We start from the raw sequence: 16,594 nt of genomic DNA on the forward strand, positions 1-16,594 counted from the left end.
GAGCGTTACTCCCCGAGCACCGAATCGAAGAACTTCCGCTCGGCTGTCCGGAGGTGCTGGTTGAAGGTCGCGGGCGCGATGCCCAGTCGCTCCGAGATCTCCTCGCCGGTACTCTCGCGGGGCCAGTCGAAGTACCCCGCGAAGTAGGCCGTCTCGAGGGCCGCGCGTTGTTTCTCGGTGAGATCGTCCTCGAGCACTGAGTTCGACCCCGACTCGCTGCGCTCGCTGCGCTCGCTGGTGCGCTGGGCGAGGTAGGTAACGTCGCCGCGTTGGTCTTTGATGAGTTCGATCATCTGGCGGGTGTCCCGGCCGCGCGAGAGTTCGACGACGAAGCGGAACTCGCCGTCGTCGATCGTTGCGGACTGCACCCGGCCCCCGTGGGTCGCGATCGTCTCGAACAGCGAGACGGCGGCCGGCGCCACGAGTTCGAACTGGAACTCGTCGCGTCTGGCCGCGAGGAAGCGAACGTCGCTGAACCCCTCGGTCTCCGCGATCGTCTCCTCGAACGTCTCCTGATCGACGCCGTGGGCCGAGCCGTAGGCGAGCAGCGTCTCGTCGCCCCGGATCAACTGCTCGAGTTCGATCCGACAGGAATCCTCGGTCGAAAGCTGGATCAACGGTTTGGCCAACTCGTCGACGCGGAACTCGAGTTCGATGACGGCGTCGCTGACGAGCGCGTCCTTGCGCTCGATGGCCGTGATCGCGTGGGCGACGACGTCGCCGATCCGGGCGAGGATCGTCGTCTCCGGCCCCTCGAACGCGCGCGGCGACGACGAGTAGACGTTCAACACGCCGTAGACGAGGTCTTCGTGGGTGATCGGGATCGCCGCCGAGGACTGGTAGCCGCGTTCGAGCGCCGCGTCGCGCCACGGCGCAAACGAGGGATTGTCCTGGACGTTGTTCGCAACCTGGACCGAGCCGGATCGGATCGCCGTTCCGGACGGTCCCTGTCCGGCTTCGTCGTCCTCGTCGACGCTGATCTCGACCGAGTCGAGGTAGCCGTCTTCGACGCCGGCCGCCGCCTTCGGCACCACTTCGTCGCTGCCCGGATTGACGCTGCCGATCCACGCGAACCGATAGGCGTCGGACTCGGCGAGTCGGTCGCAGACGCGCTGTTCCAAGTCGGCTCGCGTCTCCGTCGTGATCACCGCGTGGGTGATATCGTGGCCGATCCGATTGAGCCGGTTGAACGCCTCGAGTTGCTGGCGCTGGCGTTGACGCTCGTGTTCCTGTCGGGCGCGCTCGATCGCGTGGTGGATCGTCCGGACGAGGAGTTCGCTCGTCACCTCGTCTTTGACGAGGAAGTCCTGTGCGCCCCGTTGGATCGCCTGCACGCCGACCTGCTGGTCGCGGACGCCGGTCAGCACGACGATGGGCGTTTCCGCGGTCGCCGCGTGGACCGACTCGAGCGTCTGGAGCCCTTCGCTGTCGGGGAGGTTCAGATCGAGCAAGACGACGTCGGTAGCCAGCTCTTCGAGGGTCGCGAGACCGTCCTCGAGTCGCGTTTCGCGAGTGATCTCCGGCGTTCGTCCCGCCGACTCATCCGGGCTGACGCGTTGGGCGAGCTCTTCGGTGCCCCGCAGCATCTCCTGGATCAGTCGCGCGTCGCCGGGATTGTCCTCGATCAGGAGAATCTCCAGCGTCTCGGCCTCGGAGTCGGTTTCGGTCTGCGTGTTCGTCTCGCTCACGCCTGATCACCCTCCGGCGGCAATCGAACGACCGAGAACCAGAACTTCTCAAAGGCGCGAACGGTCTCGATGAAGTCGTCCGGATCGACCGGTTTCGTGAGGTAGGCGTTGGCGTGGAGTTCGTAGGATCTGACGACGTCCTCTTCGGCCCGAGAGCTGGTCAGAACGATTACCGGAATCGATCGCAGTTCCGAATCCCCTTTCAGTTCCTCGAGGACCTCCTCGCCGTCCTTTCGGGGCAAGTTGAGGTCCAGCAGGATGAGATCCGGCCGGGGCGCGTCGTCGTACTCGCCGCGTCGGTAGAGGAACTCGAGGGCCTCGTTCCCGTCGGAGACGACGTGAAGATCGTTCTCGATGCGGCCCTGCTTGAACGCTTCCTCCGTCAGTCGAACGTCCCCCGGGTTGTCCTCTACCAGGAGGATCTGTGCTGGTTCAGGCTTGAATGGTCTCGAATTACTCATTGGTGGTTGGTGTGCCCGTCGGTTCAGTCGTCGCCTCGGATTCCGGCGGTGCCGGAAGCGTTAGGGTAAACGTCGCCCCCTCGTCCGGCGTCGAGGCGACGCGAATATCGCCGTCGTGTCGCTCGACGATGCGCTGACAGAGTGCGAGTCCGATCCCGGTTCCAGCGTACTCCTCGACGCTGTGCAGCCGATCGAACACCTGGAAGATACGCTCCGTATCGGCCGGGTCGATCCCGATACCCCGATCGCGAACTGAAAGACGCCACTCTTGTCCGTCCTTCTCGGCGAACACGGATATACGTGGGGCCTCGTCGCCGGAATATGTAATCGCGTTGTCCAGTAGGTTCTGGAACACCTGTCGAAGCTGGCCGGGATCGCCGTACACCTCGGGGAGCGGCTCCACCGTGATGTCGGCGTCGGTCTCCTCGATCCGCACCTCGAGATCCGTCAGTACGTCCTCGAGAACGGCCTCGCAGTCGACGACCTCGAAGGGATCGCCCTGCGTGTCGACTCGCGAGTAGGCGAGCAGGCCGTCGATCATCTCCTGCATCCGTTTCGCGCCGTCGACGGCGTACCCGATGAACTCGTCGGCGTCCTCGTCGAGTTCGTCTGCGTACCGCTGATCGACGAGCGTCAGGTAGCTCGCGACCATCCGCAGCGGCTCCTGGAGGTCGTGGCTGGCGGCGTAGGCGAACTGCTCGAGTCGCTCGTTCGACTCCTCGAGTTCGTCCACGAGCTCCTCGAGCCTGCGCTGGTCCGCCCGTCGATCGGAGATATCGCGACCGATCCCGGTCAGAACGGGCCTGCCGTCGGGGTTCTCGAGCGTGCTCGCGGCGAACTCGTAGGGAATCGTCTCGCCGCCTTTCGTGACAACGTCGGCTTCGACGCGAGCGTGTCCGGTCTCGAACACCTCCTGGATCGCGTTCTCGATCCGCCCTCGATCGTCGCCCTCGAAGAACTCGAGCGGCGTCATCGAGTCGACCTCGGCGTCGGAGTAGCCCGTTACGGCACACAGCGTTTCGTTCCAGCGCTGGAACGAGCCGTCCTCGCCGATGACGTAGAACACGTCGTCGACCGCGTCCAAGATATCGTCGGTGTACGCCTTGAACCGGTCGAGGCGGGCCTCTCGCTCGCGGAGTTGTCGTTCCTGCTCGTTGCGCTCGGTGACGTCCTGGACCATAATCATCCCGGCGAACACCTCGCCGCGGTCGTCTTCGACCGGCACGGTGTGAGCGAGCCACTCCCGGCCGTGGATGCCGTACTCGAAACTGGTCCGCTCGCCCGACAGCGCGGCCCGAAAGTTCGACTCGAACGCCTCCAGCGTCTCGCCGTCGTACCGATCGTAAATCGTCTGTCCGACGAAGTCGTCGATCGAGATGCCGATTTCGTCGAGGATCTGCCCCCCGCCGAGCATGTATCGAAGCTCCTCGTCGAACAGCGCTACGATCCCGTTGGGGAACTGTTCGACCAGCGTCCGGTAGCGCCGTTCGCTCTCCTCGAGTTCGCGCTGGTGGTGTTCGCGCTCGAGTTCGTAGCTGAGCCACTGGGTGAGCAGTTCGACAAAGCTCCGTTCGGCGGGCGTAAACGAGGTCGAACGGGGGGCATCGTCGGCGAAACACAGCGTGCCGTACGGTTCGCCGTCGACGCGAAGCTGCCCGCCCAGATAGCTGTCGAACTCCCACTTCTGGTAGGCGTGATCGTCGGCCCACCCCTCGACGGGCGCGTTGGTGAGCACGAGCAACTCGTCTTCCTCGATCGTCCGCCGACAGTAGGTGTCCGACAGCTGCGTCACCGATCCGGGCTGTAACCGCTCGTCGTCGCCGCTGGAGTGGACGACCTCGAACCGGTCGTTGCGTTCGTCGATATCGGCCATGAATCCGACCTCGAGGCCCAGTCGTTCGCGGCCGAGGTCGAGCAGTTCCCGCGTCTTCTCGTCGAAACTCAGTTCGCGATCGGCCGTGATCGCGTACAGCCGCTGGAGCGTCCGATTGTTCGCTTGCAGTTCCCGCTGCGTGGCGTCGCGATCGCTGGCACCCCGAAAGGAGATCGATAGCCCCGTCTCGGAGGGGGAGGCGGTGACTTCGAACCAAGTCTCGAGCGGCGGGTAGTACTCTTCGAAGACCGTCGGCTCCTGGGTCGCCATCGCCCGTCGGTACTCCCGCTCGAACGCCGATTCGACGGTCGTGGGGAACGCTTCCCAAAGGGTCGCACCGATGAGTTCGTCGTCCTCGCGGTCGGTCAGCTCCCGCGCCCGATCGTTGACGTAGGTGACCCGCCAGTCGGCATCGACACCGATGAACGCGTCCGTGAACCGATCGATCGTCGTCTCGAGGTCGGTCTCGAGGCTCCGACGCGTCTGCAGGTTCTCGATCGCGGACGCGACGACGTCCGCGACGTTTCGGACGAACGAAATTTCGTGGTCCGCAAACTCCCGTTTCGCCGTCGTATAGACGCCGAGGACGCCCCACGGCTCGTTTTCATCGGTGTTAACACCGACGCTAACGGCGCTCGTGACGTCGTGGCTAGCGAGCAACGGCGACGTCGAGAGCCCTTCGGTCGTCGCGATATCGTCGGCGACGACCGCTTCGTCGGTCTCGAGCGCGAGTCCCATTGAGTCCGTCGAGCGGGCGGGGACCGTCGCCGAACCGACCGCGCCGTCTCGCCAGCCGACGCCGTGTCCGAGCGCGACCGCGTTTCCATCGGAAAGTACTTCGAACATCCCGCAACGATCCGCGTCGAGCATCTCTCGAACGGCAGCGACGGCGTCGTCCAGAAACTGATCGAGATCGGACGACTCGAGTGCCAGTTGTCCAAGTTCGGTGACGACCTCCTGTTGTCGGATACGAGATCGAAGTTGCCCTGTCGGCGGGTCGGAGGTTGCCATAATCGATTGCTATGCACAAGTCGGCTGACGTGTATAAATGTAGTGCTCGAACGCACCGTTCGTGGTCAGGGTCATCGGCTCTGAACAGTCTCGAGCGGCGACGGCTGCGTCGGCTACTCGGCGGTCGAACGAACGGGTTCCTCGCGATCAGTCGACGAACGCGGACAGCGTCAGCAGTCGGCCGTCGGACGCCGCGCGTCGAATCCGCGAACGGTCCCAGCCGAGCGGCGAGACGACGCTTTCGCAGGCCCGGACGAGTTGGCTCGCGTAGTAGTCGGTATCGTATTCGCCCCCCGCTTCGAAGGGGAGCCGAACCCGCTCGGGCCCGCTGGCGTCGTCGTCCGCGACGACGTACCGGACCGACTGCCCGGGCTGGCGGTCGATTCCGCGGCGCTCGTATCGCTCGAGCGCCGCCACGGTCCGCATCCGTTTTCGGTACGCCGATAGCGGCTTCGACACCCGGGTTGTGATCTCGAGGTCGCTCGAATCGACGTCACCACGGCGAAGCGAGCTAAGTCGACGCTCGAGGACGTCGCAGACGGCTTCGGGGTCGCCCTCGCGGTCGAGCGCCTCGACGAACGCGCGCTGGCTTTCGGCGACGAACGCCGGGGTGCTCCGCTGGCGAAGCTCGATGCCGCGGAACTTGTACGCGCCCGACTCCCGCTTGCCGAAGTACTTCGTGAGCGCCCCCGCCGATCCGGATTCGAACGCCCCCGCCCCCTCGTCTGGCCCGTCCGGGATCGAATCGCGCAACGGGACGAAACAGACCCACTCGTAGCTGCCGTCGTGCTCGAGCGGGATCCCGACCGCCGCGGAGACCTCGTCGATGACGGCCTCGAGCGGCTCCGGCTCGACGCCCTCGCGCGGCGTCACCCAGAGGCTGTCGACGATCCCGTGGACGATCCGCCAGCCCGCGTCCTCGAGTCGGCGTTTAGCCGTCAGCGCGATGTCGCGGGCGTAAGCGTTGATCGCCTCGTGACACTCGATTCGACCGTACTTGGCGTTTCGGTAGCCCTGATAGCCGAAGCAGGAGACGAGGACCCACTTGATCGCGCCCGACTCGGCCCGAAGTCGCCTCGCCTCCGATTCGGCGAGGCCATCGTCGAAATCGTCGGCAAGTCGGTCCTTGATATCTGCCCGATCCGAAAGTAGGGGCTCGAGGACGGTAGGGAGAAAGGCCGTGTCGCCGTCGGTCGCTTCGGGAACGTGCTCGCAGACCTCGTACCCGAGCTCCGGCACGCGGTGGCTGTCGTGGACGAAATCGCCCGCGTCGTGGGCGCAGTCGACCGTCTCCGGGCTGATCCCGCGTTCGCAGATGATCCGGGGGTACAGCGACGCGAAGTCGATTTCGTGGACGTCCTCGTGGAAGCCGACTTCGGGTTCGAATGTGAACCCGCCCCGGTCCGCCGCGTGCAGCGTCCGCACGTCCGAAAACCGTTCGGGCTCCCACTTGTTCTGGGGTGCGAGGACCGCCCACTCGCGGCGAGCGAATCGGATCTGGCGCGAAGTCAACAGCGTGCCGATGCTCCCCCAGGCGGCCTCCTGTATGGGTCGACCCGTCTGCTCGACCATGTACTCGAGTCCCGCCAACCCCGACTGGTTCCAGAGGAAGCTGTTCGAGGTGTCGACGATCGCCCGGCCCGGAATCCGATACCGCGCCGGCGAGTGACCGACCCGCCCGTAGCTCTCGTAGGTGTTCTCGCCCGCCAACTGCGTCCAGCCCGGCGCTCGCCCGAGGTGGAACTCGTCGGCTTCGAATCCCAGTTCCCCCGCCCGTTCGGAGAGCAGCGGAATCAGCTCGCCGTGGCTGACGACGAGCACGTCCGGGTCCCCGCGCCCGATGCGGGTTCGGAGCGTCTCGAGCGCCGACTGCGGATCACCGCCGCCGTCCTCACCAGCGATCGGTTTCCCCTCGATTCGGAGCGCGGAAACGTCACCGTCGGCCAGCGAGTGATCCGCGAGTTCGAGCCGGAGCGTCCGCAACTCCCGCGTCGGCGTGGGATCGATCCCGCGGTCGAGAGAGTACCGAAAGCCGGGCTCGAGATCGACGTCGAACAGCCGGAACGTGCCCGGCGCGTGGGTGCCCGACTCGTGGACACCGCGGATCTCGCGGGCGAGTTGGCGAACGTCGTCGATACGCTCGCAGTCGACCCGTAGCAACTCGCTTCGCTCGTCGACGTGGGCCTCGTGGAGGTCCGTCGCCCACCGCTCCACTCGCGTCTCGGCGACCTTAGGATCGGACTCGAGGCGCGCCCGCAGGTCCGCGAGCGCGTCGTCGGGCCCCGAGACGAACAGCGCGGGCGTGTAGTTCTCGACGAGCGTCGACTCGGCACCCGTATCGGTCAGTCGCCACTCTCGGACGGCCCCGTCCTCGAACTCGAACGCGTAGGGATCCGGTCGGCTCATTCGCGGTCGTCACCCCCGTCCGTCGGCCGTCCGTCTCGCTCCCCGGGTGCCGTCCGGTCGTCGCGCTGTTCGCGTTCCTCGCGTTCCTCGAGTTCCGCCCGCAGCCGCCGCAGTTCGACCTCATGGGCCAGCGCTAGCGACAACAACAGCGCCCGTTCGGGATCCGTCGGGTTCGCGTAGCCCGCCGCGTCGGCGAACGTGCGGCCCCGGTCGAACAGCCGATCGAAATCCGCCTGGTACTCCCGTCGGAGCGCGCGGCGCATCGGGTTCCACTCGGACTCGAGTCCCCGGAGCGCGTCACGGTAGGTCGGGTTCGTTCGGCCCATCAGGGCGTCACCTCGAGGAGTCCACGGTCGTGGGCCTCGACGACGGACTGTCCCTCCGCAACGGCGCCGTAGAGGTCGACCCAGTACGGGATCGTCGTCTGCCAATGGGTTCCGTGCCAGTAGCCCGCCGTGTCGTCGATGACGGGTTCCGTTTCGCCGTCGTCGTCCGTCGGTTCCGCGCACTCGTCGCTCGAGCGCTCGAGTCGAATCCCTTCGCGCGTACGAACGCACTCGATAACCGCCTCTGCGTACTCCGCGACCGTGCCAGCGCGGTTCTCGTCCGCGCTCGTCGCCAGGACGGGGCAGGAAAGTACGCGACCCAGTTCGGCGAGCGTCTCGAGCGACGCAGCGAGCAGGTCCTCGCGTTCCCACTCAGGCAGGTCAGCATCGTGATAGAGGCTGGCGACGTTCGGCGCGACGATCAGCGCCGTCTCCGGTCCCGCTCGCTGCGTGACTCGCCGAACCAGCGAGTGGTGCTGGTAGGCCGTAAACGCCCGGGCGACCTGCAGGGGTTCGAGCGCTCGGTCGCTCGGGACGCAGTCGTAGAGCACCTGCGTCGCGGCCGTGTTTCGGGCGTCGATCCAGTACGCTGTAGCGTTCATCCCGGAGTCTCCCTCGGTGGCAGATTCGGCCAGTCGATCCCCGACGAGTCGATGGAGGGCCGTCGATCCGGCTGACGGTACCTCGAGCAGCGTCAGTCCCGGCTCGAACTCGAGTCCGAACGCGGGCGTGTGAGCGTCCATGGACGGAGACTCGAGCGGACCGTAGATAAGCGGCGGAGCACCGTTTCCGTAATTCCGAAAGTGGAGATGTACCGCCAATCGGGCCTAGAAGGGGCTGTCTCGAGGCGATTCACGTCGCTCGGGATCAATTCCGAAAAGATGTCCAGTCGACGACAGCGGGACGGGTTACCACCAGATACGTTACCAATAGCCTGGGTGAAAAGAATGGTTGCGGAGCGACTCTCCGAAACTACCACCTGCCCTCCGTGCCGCGGGCTCTCGTTCGCGTACAGGACGGTCTTTCACAACCGTTCGGCTACTCGTGATCGACCGCGTCGTCGTCGATGATCCGGTAGGTCCGTCCACGGCGTTCGCCGACGGCCTCGATCAGGTCGTAGTGGACCATCTTCGTCAGATAGTTGCGCAGCGTCCGGTTCGTCTTCGGGTCGTCGACCCGCCGTTCGTACTCGTCGTAGAGGTCGCCGGGTTCGATCTCGCCGACGTCCGCGACGATATCGTACAGCACCCGCTGGTGTTCGATCAGCCCCTCGACGGTCTTGCGCCGGATCGCCGTCCGCGCGTCCGGAATCGCCGCCTCGAGCACGTCGTCCGTCACGCGCTCGTGGCCTTGCTGGCTCGCTCGCCGGGCAGCCGACCGCAGGATCCCGATCCCGACCCGGGCGTCCCCCGATGCGGCGTCGGCGATCGTCCGCAACTGCTCGTCGCTCACGCAGCCCGGCTCGAGCGCCTTGTCCGCCCGTTCCGCGAGGATGGTCGCGAGTTCGTCGGTGCCGTAGCGATCGAACCGGACGCGGGTTCCCGCCCGGAGCCGCGACCGCACCCGATCGTCGAAGCCCGCGAACAACTCCTCCTCGCGGTTGGCGATCAGGACGAGCGAGACGTGGCCCAGTCGGTGGAGATCGTACAGCGCCGCGGTCTCCTCCAACTGGTCGACTTCATCGAGGATGACGACGATCGGACTGTCGTCCGTCTCGCGCAGTCGGCCGAACAGTTCGTCTTTCGGCGTCGATCGATGGATGTCGATCGTCCGCCCGACGGCCTCGAGGACGCTGTAGAGCACTCGAAATCGGGTGTACTCCTGCCAACAGTTGACGTAGGCGACTTCGACCGTGGGCTCCTGTTCGCGAAGCTGGGCGAGCGTGTAGCGGGCGATGCAGGTCTTTCCGACGCCCGTCGGTCCGAAACAGAAGGCTGGATCCGCTCGTCGGCCGTACAGCAGCGGCTCAAGGGACTCGGAGAGGAGGTTCACCTCGTCGTGGCGGTGGACCACCTCGCTGGGCACGAAATCCTCGCGCAGGACCCGGTCGTCGACGATCACAGCCGCTCTGTTTGCCGTCGACCGTTGTAAACGGTGGCGTCCGGCTTCCGAAAGTTCCGAAAGGGATTTTGTATCGCGATATAGAATTTATTCCCCGTCGTTCGGTCCGATCGCATCGAATCTCAGCCCCAGCTGCGGGAGGCGCGAGGTGGTCGAACCGGTTGGACGAATGCAGCCTCAAGCAATGGTTCGTAGCGGGTCGACAGAGCGGGGACGGGGGCTCCGTCGACGCCGAAGGCACGGCTCGCGAGCGACGACTCCGCGCGACCGCCACGCGACCGAACCCAAACGAGAGATCCGCGCTTCTCGAGTCGGAACCGACGGCAGCCATCGCTCGCCAATCCCAGCACAGCGATCAGTAGTACCCGATCGAGTCAACTCACGCATCGAAAATGGTATCGTGTCGCCCCGACTCGAGTGATCTCCTTCGGGAGGTATCGAGTGCCCAACGCACTCCTCGAACCCCGGAGTCGAGCGGTTCGAACGGGTATCGAGAAACGCCGAGATCCGAGACCGGGAATCGATTTCGACCGGCTGCCCGTATGGCTTACACGCGCGTATAGAAAATGGACACCCCATCGGGTATCACGAGTTCTACTGGCGAATGAACCATCGGGGAACTCGATCCACGAGTCGGCTTCGAACGGACGACTCGAACTGTGACCCTCGCAACCATCGAAGCTGTTCTGACTGCCGGAGTCGTTCGACTACCTCGAGCAGTGTTCGGGTTAGAAGGTCGACCGACCGGAACTCGAGCGGCGAACCGATCGACCGACGGCCGATTCCGAGGCGGTTCCGGCTGCAGTCGCGTGCGCCTCGGCCCGGGATAGCTCGCGAGCGACATCACAATTTGAGGATACGGTGGCGATACGATCGGTCTGAGAGGACGTTCTTCGTAAACGAGGGCACCAGTTCAGAGAATAAATCAAATAGTGCTATACTAAATTCGGCGTGTGCGGCCACGGTGGACAGTACAGCAAAGGACACTACCGTGGCTGTCCCGCCGGAAATCGATCGAAGCGCGCAATACGACGCTGCGTGCGTGAGTCGTCGCGACCGTCCGAGGGCGAGACGGCCGGTCGACGGACGACGAACCCGGCTCTCGAGTCGGTCACCGATCGCTGCCGGACGATACAGGCACCATACTAATACGGTCGCTCGGCGGTCATCACCCTATGAGCGTCCATCCGACGTTTTCGTTCGACGACGAGATTCAGCGAACCGTCTACGAGTACGTCGAGCGAAACGGTGCCGTCGACCCCAACGAACTCGCCCGATCGATTCGCGTCGATTCGGGAACCACGCACTCCAAACCGGCCCGGTCCGGCACGTACACCGAATCGGTCTGTCCGCCGACGGCGGACCTCGAGGCCTGTCTCGAGTCGCTGAAAGATCGGGGCTACCTGACCGAATCGAACGGGAAGGTCCGCGTCGCCTTCTCGGCGACGCCGACTGAGTTCGAGTGCGAGGCCGGCACCGTAACCCTCAGACTGGCCCGCGAGGAAGACCGCGACGGCATCGTCGAGACGATGCGCGAGGTCGCCGACGGCGGAACGTACATCGTTGCGGAAAACGTCGCGACGCAACTCGAGCGCGAGTCCGCGCTCGCTCGGGCGAACGAGGAGCGCTCGCGGGTGTTCTTCGTCGCGGTCCTCGAATCCGAGGACGACGACGGCGAGTCCGAAGACGCTGACGAACCGGCGACCGACGCCGGGAGCGAGTCGCACGTGATCGGCTGGCTCCACGTCGACGCCCACGAACTGCCCTCGCTGCGTCACACCGCCGAACTGACCGTCGGCGTCGATCCCGAGTTCCGCCGCGCGGGGGTCGGTTCGAACCTCCTCGAGTACGGGCTCGAGTGGGCCGGCGAGGCCGACTACCACAAGATCTACCAGCACGTTCCCGCGACGAACGAGGCGGCGATCGAGTTCTTGGAGGACAACGGCTGGCAGCGCGAGGGCGAACACGTCGATCAGTACCGGATCGACGACGCCTACGTCGACGAAGTGATGCTGGCGACGTGGCCGTAGTCGTCGAAGCGCGGGACGGCTCACCGGGGTCGCGCGTCGGAGCCGTAGTTTCTTGCCGGCCCGTCGTGTACGTCCGGTATGGACGAAATCTCACTCGGCGTGCCGAACCCGGTGCTGGAGCGACTGCCGGCCGACGACGAGACCGCCGCCGCGGACATGCAGGAAGCGGTCGCCGGCTGGGAGCAGCGACTGAATCGCGCGATCGAGGACGCGGAAGACGACCGCGAGGCCGCGGCTCGCGTCCTCGAGGCGATCGATCGCTTCGAACAGCGCCACGAGACCTACGACGACCTCGTGCCGGAACTGCGAGCGTGGGGCCAGTCGCCGATCTACGCGATCGCGTGGCGGACGCTCTACGCGGACGTGATCGCACAACTGCACGCACACGACGAGCTCGGCGAGCACCTCGACCGGGAGCGAAACGCCCGCCTGGTCGAGGACGGGATTCGGCTGCAGGATATGTAGCGATCGCCCGGGAGAGCTGGTGGAACGTTCCGGAAGCGGAAGCCACAATGGCTATGCCGTCGTACTCGAATACGAACTTCCGTGGCATCGATCGACAACTCACCGATTGACGACCGTGACGGCGGAGCCGAGGTTGCGGACGGGACCGCGATCGACCTGACGACGCGCGTTCGCCGTCGCGTCCTGCCGACGCTCCACCGGATCAAGGAGCCCCTCGGCGGCTTCGCGCAGTGTATTCAACACCCAGACGAGTACGTGGGGACGGTCCAGTACGGGCTCGGCGAGTTTCGCTCGGAACTCGAGGCGATGTCGTTCGCGCCGGAGCCGGTCGCCTCCCTGAAGGTCCACCGGGACGGCCGGCTCTCCGCGGGCAGTTGGGCCCGACGACCGTCGCCGCTTTCGACCTGGCAACTACACGTAGCCCTCTTCGTGGACGGTACCGACGCTGTCGACATCTTCGCTCACCGGGAGTACTCGTGGCTTCGCCACCCGTACAAACACTACACCGCCGAGGGCTGGGACACGACCGGCGGCGTCGACCGGATGCGATCGCTGCTCTCGAGACACGACGTCGCGTTTCGAATCGATCGGCCGGACCGGTGAGGTCGACAGCACAGTCGGGCGAGCAGACCTGTCGACGTTCGGAACAGATTTGATCGTGGCCGATGGATCGTCGATCAATGGTCGATACGGACGACGTCGCCGCGTTCACCGATCTCTACCTCCCGACGGTCAACGGGGTCACCTACACGATCGTGCTCTGGCGCGACCGATGGCAGCGCTACCGAGGCGGGACGATGAATATCGTCTTCGCCGAGATGGACGGCTACGAAGCCTGCGATGGCGAGTTCTCGCTTCCGAGCGTCGGCGCGCCGCTGTACCCGCGCTACCGGCTGGGGCTGCCGGCGATCCCCGACGGCCTCGAGACGCCCGACGTCGTCCACGTTCACACGCCCTTCACCGTCGGCGCGGCGGGCGTCCGGTTCGCCCGCAAGCGGGACGTTCCCGTCGTCGCCTCCTACCACACCCTGCTCGAGGATCGCGTCCACCAGCACGTTCCAGAGTCGCTCGTTCCGAGCTTCAAACGGACGTGCAGGGCGTACGAACAGGCCTTTTTCGAGCGCGTCGATCACGTCACCGCGCCGACCTCGTTCGCCCGCCGGCACCTCCTGGAGCACATCGACGCGGACGTCGAGGCGACGGTCGTCTCGAACGGCATCGATACCGAGTTCTTCCGACCGGTCGATCCGGAACCGTTCCGAAATCGCTACGACCTTCCCGACGGCCCACTGCTCGGCTACACCGGCCGTCACGGTCCCGAAAAGAACCTCGAAGAGGCGATCGACGCCGTCGCCGGCACCGACTACGTGCTCGTCCTCGCGGGCGACGGTCCCGCGCGGGAATCGCTCGAGGCCCGCGCCGAGGCGGTCGACGCCGACGTTCGGTTCCTGGGCTTTCTCGAGCGCGAGGAGTTGCCCGAATTCTACTCGTCCCTCGACGCGTTCGTCTTCCCGAGCCCGGTCGAAACGCAGGGACTGGTTGCGCTCGAGGCGACCGCCTGCGGGACGCCGGTCGTCGCGGTCGACGCGGGCGCGCTCGTCGACAGCGTCATCGAAGGCGAGACGGGCTACCGCTACGATCGCGGCGATCTCGAGGAGTTCCGCTGGGCGATCCGGCGGACGCTGGCCGAAGGCGACCGACTCGCTGATCTCTGTCGCAGACGGCGGCGCATGCTCTCGGTCGACCACTCGCTCGAACAGTTGGGACGGATCTACGACGACCTCGAGCGGTAACCCTTCCGTTCCTCGCGGCCGCGCCGACGAATTCGAACGAAAGCGCGTGAGGACAGACCAAGCGTTCAAACCCTCGCGGTCGGTAGAGAGCGTATGAAGTTTGCAGTCTCGCGGACGGGAACGACGCTCGTCACCCTCCACGGGGGAAGCGACACGACCGCCTGCGACGGAGCGACCGAGGAACTCGCATCGGCGCTCGAGGCGCTCGACGCCGACGGAACGATCGCAGACTGGGCGGTCGACGACGCCGACATCTACGAACACCCCACCGGCCCGTTCGATCCGTACACGGTTAGCGTCGCGTTCTCCGTCACCATCGTCGTCGAGGCGGACGATAGCGACGCGGCGGCGGAAGCGGGATCCAGTGCGATCGACGAGGCCCTCGAGGCCGCGGAGGTCGACTCGGTCACGTACACGTCCTCGCCGACGACCTCTGCGGCCTGACGGGCCGTGCCCCGCTCGCGATGAAATCCGTGCGACCGACGTCGTCGGCCACCCGGACTTATGACGAGCGCAGACGACCATCCGATATGGAGATCGAACTGCGTTTTTTCGCCACCTTTCGAGAGGCAGTCGGACAGAAAGAGCGAGTGGAGACGTTCGACGACGGCGATTCGGTGGGCGACGTACTGGCCAGCCTCGAGGCGGCGTACGAGGGGCTCGAGGGCCAGCTACTCGAGGACGGCGACGACGGCGTCGCGATCAGACCGCAGCTGAGCGTGCTCAAAAACGGCCGCGACGTGACCCACATGGCGGGCGTCGAGACGGCACTCGAGGACGGCGACCGACTGTCGGTGTTTCCGCCGGTCGCCGGTGGCTGACGGCGGGGCCGAACGGGAGTCGTCCGCCGCGGGTGCGCAATCGTCTCGTGGCGTGACCGAGCGCACGTTGATAGCCGGTCCGTGAGCGAACGAGGACGATACCGGCCGGTTTCGGTCGCTCGAGAGCGATCGCCCCGTCCGCTGCGAGGTCTTGTGAACGAATGGCGTACTTGCAGTTTCACGCCGACCGGCTATTGTACGAGCCGTCCGAGACATCCATCGGCCCTTGAACTACATGTTCTCCAGAAAGACTGTCACCTCGAGTGACGGCGGCGACCGGAACGGATCGATCGTCGTGCCGGCCGTCTCCGTCCCGAGTACCGACGCCTGTCTCCGCTCTCTGTCCCCGCGCGGTGCCCACACCGTCGTCGTCTCCGAAGATCCGACGGCGAAATCGTTCTCCTCGAGACACTGCGACGAAGCCGTCCTAGTCCCCGATCCGACGACGAACCTCGAGGCGTACGCCGACGCCCTGCTCGCGCTCGCCCGACGCGACGACGTCCGGACGATCGTCCCGGTCCGCGAGCCGGATATCTACGTCCTCTCGACGTACCGAGAGGCGTTCGCCGAACACGTCGCGACGCCGTGGCCGACGCTCGAGACGCTCAGGCGCGTCCACGATCGAGTACGCCTGGCGGAAGCTGCGGACGCCGCCGGCGTCCCGGTCCCCGAAACGCGCCCGCTCGAGGACGTCGAAACGATCGAGACGCCGTCCATCGTCAAATCCCGGTACAACCTCCTCGTCGACGAGTACGTCGACTCGGTGCCGCCGGATCGGGTGCGACAAAGCAAAACCGTCGAACACCTCCAAGCGGGAACGACGCCGAACGTCGAACAACTGCGGGAGACGTTCGGCCACGATCCCATCGTCCAGGAGTTCGTCCCGATCGAGGAGGAGTACATGGTCGGCGCGCTTTACGATCACGGCGAATTGCTGGCGTCAGTCCAGCACAGACAGCTCCGGGGGGCGTCGTACACCGGCGGCGGCGGCGTCTACCGCGAGTCCGTCTTCGACGACGACCTGCAGGAAGCCGCAGAGGCGTTGCTCGAGGAACTCGAGTGGCACGGACTCGCCTGCATCGAGTACATGCGCCACCCCGAGACGGGCGAATTCTACCTAACCGAGATCAACCCGCGGATGTGGACCTCGCTTTCGGCGAACGTCCAGATGGGCGCGGACTTCCCACGCTACTACTGGCAGCTGGCGACCGATCGCGCCGACGAGATCGAAGCCGGCTACGATCTCGGCGTCGGCTGTCACTACCTGAAGGGCGAACTGGCCTACCTCTTCAGTCTCCTGCGCGAAGAGTCGGACCTCGTCGACCGACCGTCGCTCCCGAACACGATTCGAGAGATCGCTCGCTCCTGTTACGAACAGCCCAACGTCGACGTGCTGAGTCGCGACGATCCCTGGCCGTTCCTGCAGGACGCGCTCATCACGCTCGACAGGGGCGTTCTCGAGGGACGCGGGCTGTCCGAGTTCGGCCGGCGAGCCAGCGGTACGGCGCGACCCGTCGACTGGCGTGAGGCCGCAGACGTCGCTGAAACTCGAAGTGGGCGGTCGCAGCCAGTCGAACAGTAGTCGATCGGCCGGACCGGTCGAAGCGAGACGAGACCTGACGAGTGATAGCACTAATCGTTCCGATTCCGAGAACGCTT

Annotated in this window: 14 protein-coding genes; 7 read left to right on the forward strand and 7 right to left on the reverse strand. The window is 65.6% G+C overall.

What is annotated here, in order from left to right; genetic code table 11:
* Nucleotides 1–5 precede the first annotated feature (5 nt).
* From ACSFC5_RS15310 to ACSFC5_RS15340, 7 genes are all read right to left on the reverse strand, one after another.
* Nucleotides 6–1,688, reverse strand: coding sequence for a bacterio-opsin activator domain-containing protein (locus tag ACSFC5_RS15310; RefSeq protein WP_440766103.1), 1,683 nt, complete (start codon nucleotides 1,686–1,688; stop codon nucleotides 6–8).
* Nucleotides 1,685–2,149, reverse strand: a complete 465-nt coding sequence (locus ACSFC5_RS15315; protein ID WP_440766104.1) for a response regulator — start codon at nucleotides 2,147–2,149, stop codon at nucleotides 1,685–1,687. Before ACSFC5_RS15315 ends, ACSFC5_RS15310 begins: the two co-directional genes overlap by 4 nt.
* Complete coding sequence (locus tag ACSFC5_RS15320) at nucleotides 2,142–5,033, reverse strand: PAS domain-containing protein (RefSeq protein ID WP_440766105.1); 2,892 nt, start codon at nucleotides 5,031–5,033, stop codon at nucleotides 2,142–2,144. Before ACSFC5_RS15320 ends, ACSFC5_RS15315 begins: the two co-directional genes overlap by 8 nt.
* Before the next feature lie 147 nt (nucleotides 5,034–5,180).
* Nucleotides 5,181–7,439: a type B DNA-directed DNA polymerase gene (locus tag ACSFC5_RS15325; RefSeq protein ID WP_440766106.1), complete on the reverse strand. Its 2,259-nt coding sequence runs from the start codon at nucleotides 7,437–7,439 to the stop codon at nucleotides 5,181–5,183.
* The gene (locus ACSFC5_RS15330; RefSeq protein ID WP_440766107.1) at nucleotides 7,436–7,765 is read right to left on the reverse strand and encodes a DUF8156 family protein; all 330 of its coding nucleotides are present in this window, start codon (nucleotides 7,763–7,765) and stop codon (nucleotides 7,436–7,438) included. The genes ACSFC5_RS15325 and ACSFC5_RS15330 overlap by 4 nt, the downstream gene beginning before the upstream one ends.
* Nucleotides 7,765–8,508 (reverse strand): hypothetical protein, encoded by a 744-nt coding sequence (locus ACSFC5_RS15335; protein ID WP_440766108.1) that lies wholly within the window; start codon nucleotides 8,506–8,508, stop codon nucleotides 7,765–7,767. Before ACSFC5_RS15335 ends, ACSFC5_RS15330 begins: the two co-directional genes overlap by 1 nt.
* Nucleotides 8,509–8,803: 295 nt before the next feature.
* Nucleotides 8,804–9,826, reverse strand: a complete 1,023-nt coding sequence (locus tag ACSFC5_RS15340) for a Cdc6/Cdc18 family protein (RefSeq protein ID WP_440766109.1) — start codon at nucleotides 9,824–9,826, stop codon at nucleotides 8,804–8,806.
* 1,175 nt (nucleotides 9,827–11,001) lie between these two features.
* Between ACSFC5_RS15340 and ACSFC5_RS15345 the strand changes: the two genes are divergently transcribed.
* The 7 genes from ACSFC5_RS15345 to ACSFC5_RS15375 all read left to right on the forward strand — a co-directional run bounded on the left by ACSFC5_RS15345 (nucleotide 11,002) and on the right by ACSFC5_RS15375 (nucleotide 16,517).
* Nucleotides 11,002–11,856 (forward strand): GNAT family N-acetyltransferase, encoded by an 855-nt coding sequence (locus ACSFC5_RS15345; RefSeq protein ID WP_440766110.1) that lies wholly within the window; start codon nucleotides 11,002–11,004, stop codon nucleotides 11,854–11,856.
* Nucleotides 11,857–11,934: 78 nt separating this feature from the next.
* Nucleotides 11,935–12,321, forward strand: a complete 387-nt coding sequence (locus ACSFC5_RS15350; protein WP_440766111.1) for a DUF7971 family protein — start codon at nucleotides 11,935–11,937, stop codon at nucleotides 12,319–12,321.
* A gap of 90 nt (nucleotides 12,322–12,411) precedes the next feature.
* On the forward strand, nucleotides 12,412–12,924 hold the full coding sequence (locus ACSFC5_RS15355; protein ID WP_440766311.1) for a hypothetical protein: 513 nt from the start codon (nucleotides 12,412–12,414) through the stop codon (nucleotides 12,922–12,924).
* A gap of 77 nt (nucleotides 12,925–13,001) precedes the next feature.
* Nucleotides 13,002–14,114 carry a glycosyltransferase gene (locus tag ACSFC5_RS15360; protein ID WP_440766112.1) on the forward strand — a complete coding sequence of 371 codons (1,113 nt, stop codon included), beginning with the start codon at nucleotides 13,002–13,004 and terminating at the stop codon, nucleotides 14,112–14,114.
* A 93-nt stretch (nucleotides 14,115–14,207) separates the two neighbouring features.
* Nucleotides 14,208–14,558, forward strand: coding sequence for a hypothetical protein (locus ACSFC5_RS15365; RefSeq protein WP_440766113.1), 351 nt, complete (start codon nucleotides 14,208–14,210; stop codon nucleotides 14,556–14,558).
* An 86-nt stretch (nucleotides 14,559–14,644) separates the two neighbouring features.
* Nucleotides 14,645–14,935 (forward strand): ubiquitin-like small modifier protein 1, encoded by a 291-nt coding sequence (locus ACSFC5_RS15370; RefSeq protein WP_440766114.1) that lies wholly within the window; start codon nucleotides 14,645–14,647, stop codon nucleotides 14,933–14,935.
* A gap of 235 nt (nucleotides 14,936–15,170) precedes the next feature.
* Nucleotides 15,171–16,517 (forward strand): carboxylate--amine ligase, encoded by a 1,347-nt coding sequence (locus ACSFC5_RS15375; protein WP_440766115.1) that lies wholly within the window; start codon nucleotides 15,171–15,173, stop codon nucleotides 16,515–16,517.
* Nucleotides 16,518–16,594: the final 77 nt, after the last annotated feature.

It is taken from the genome of Natronorubrum marinum, from assembly GCF_052040125.1.
GTDB lineage: Archaea > Halobacteriota > Halobacteria > Halobacteriales > Natrialbaceae > Natronorubrum.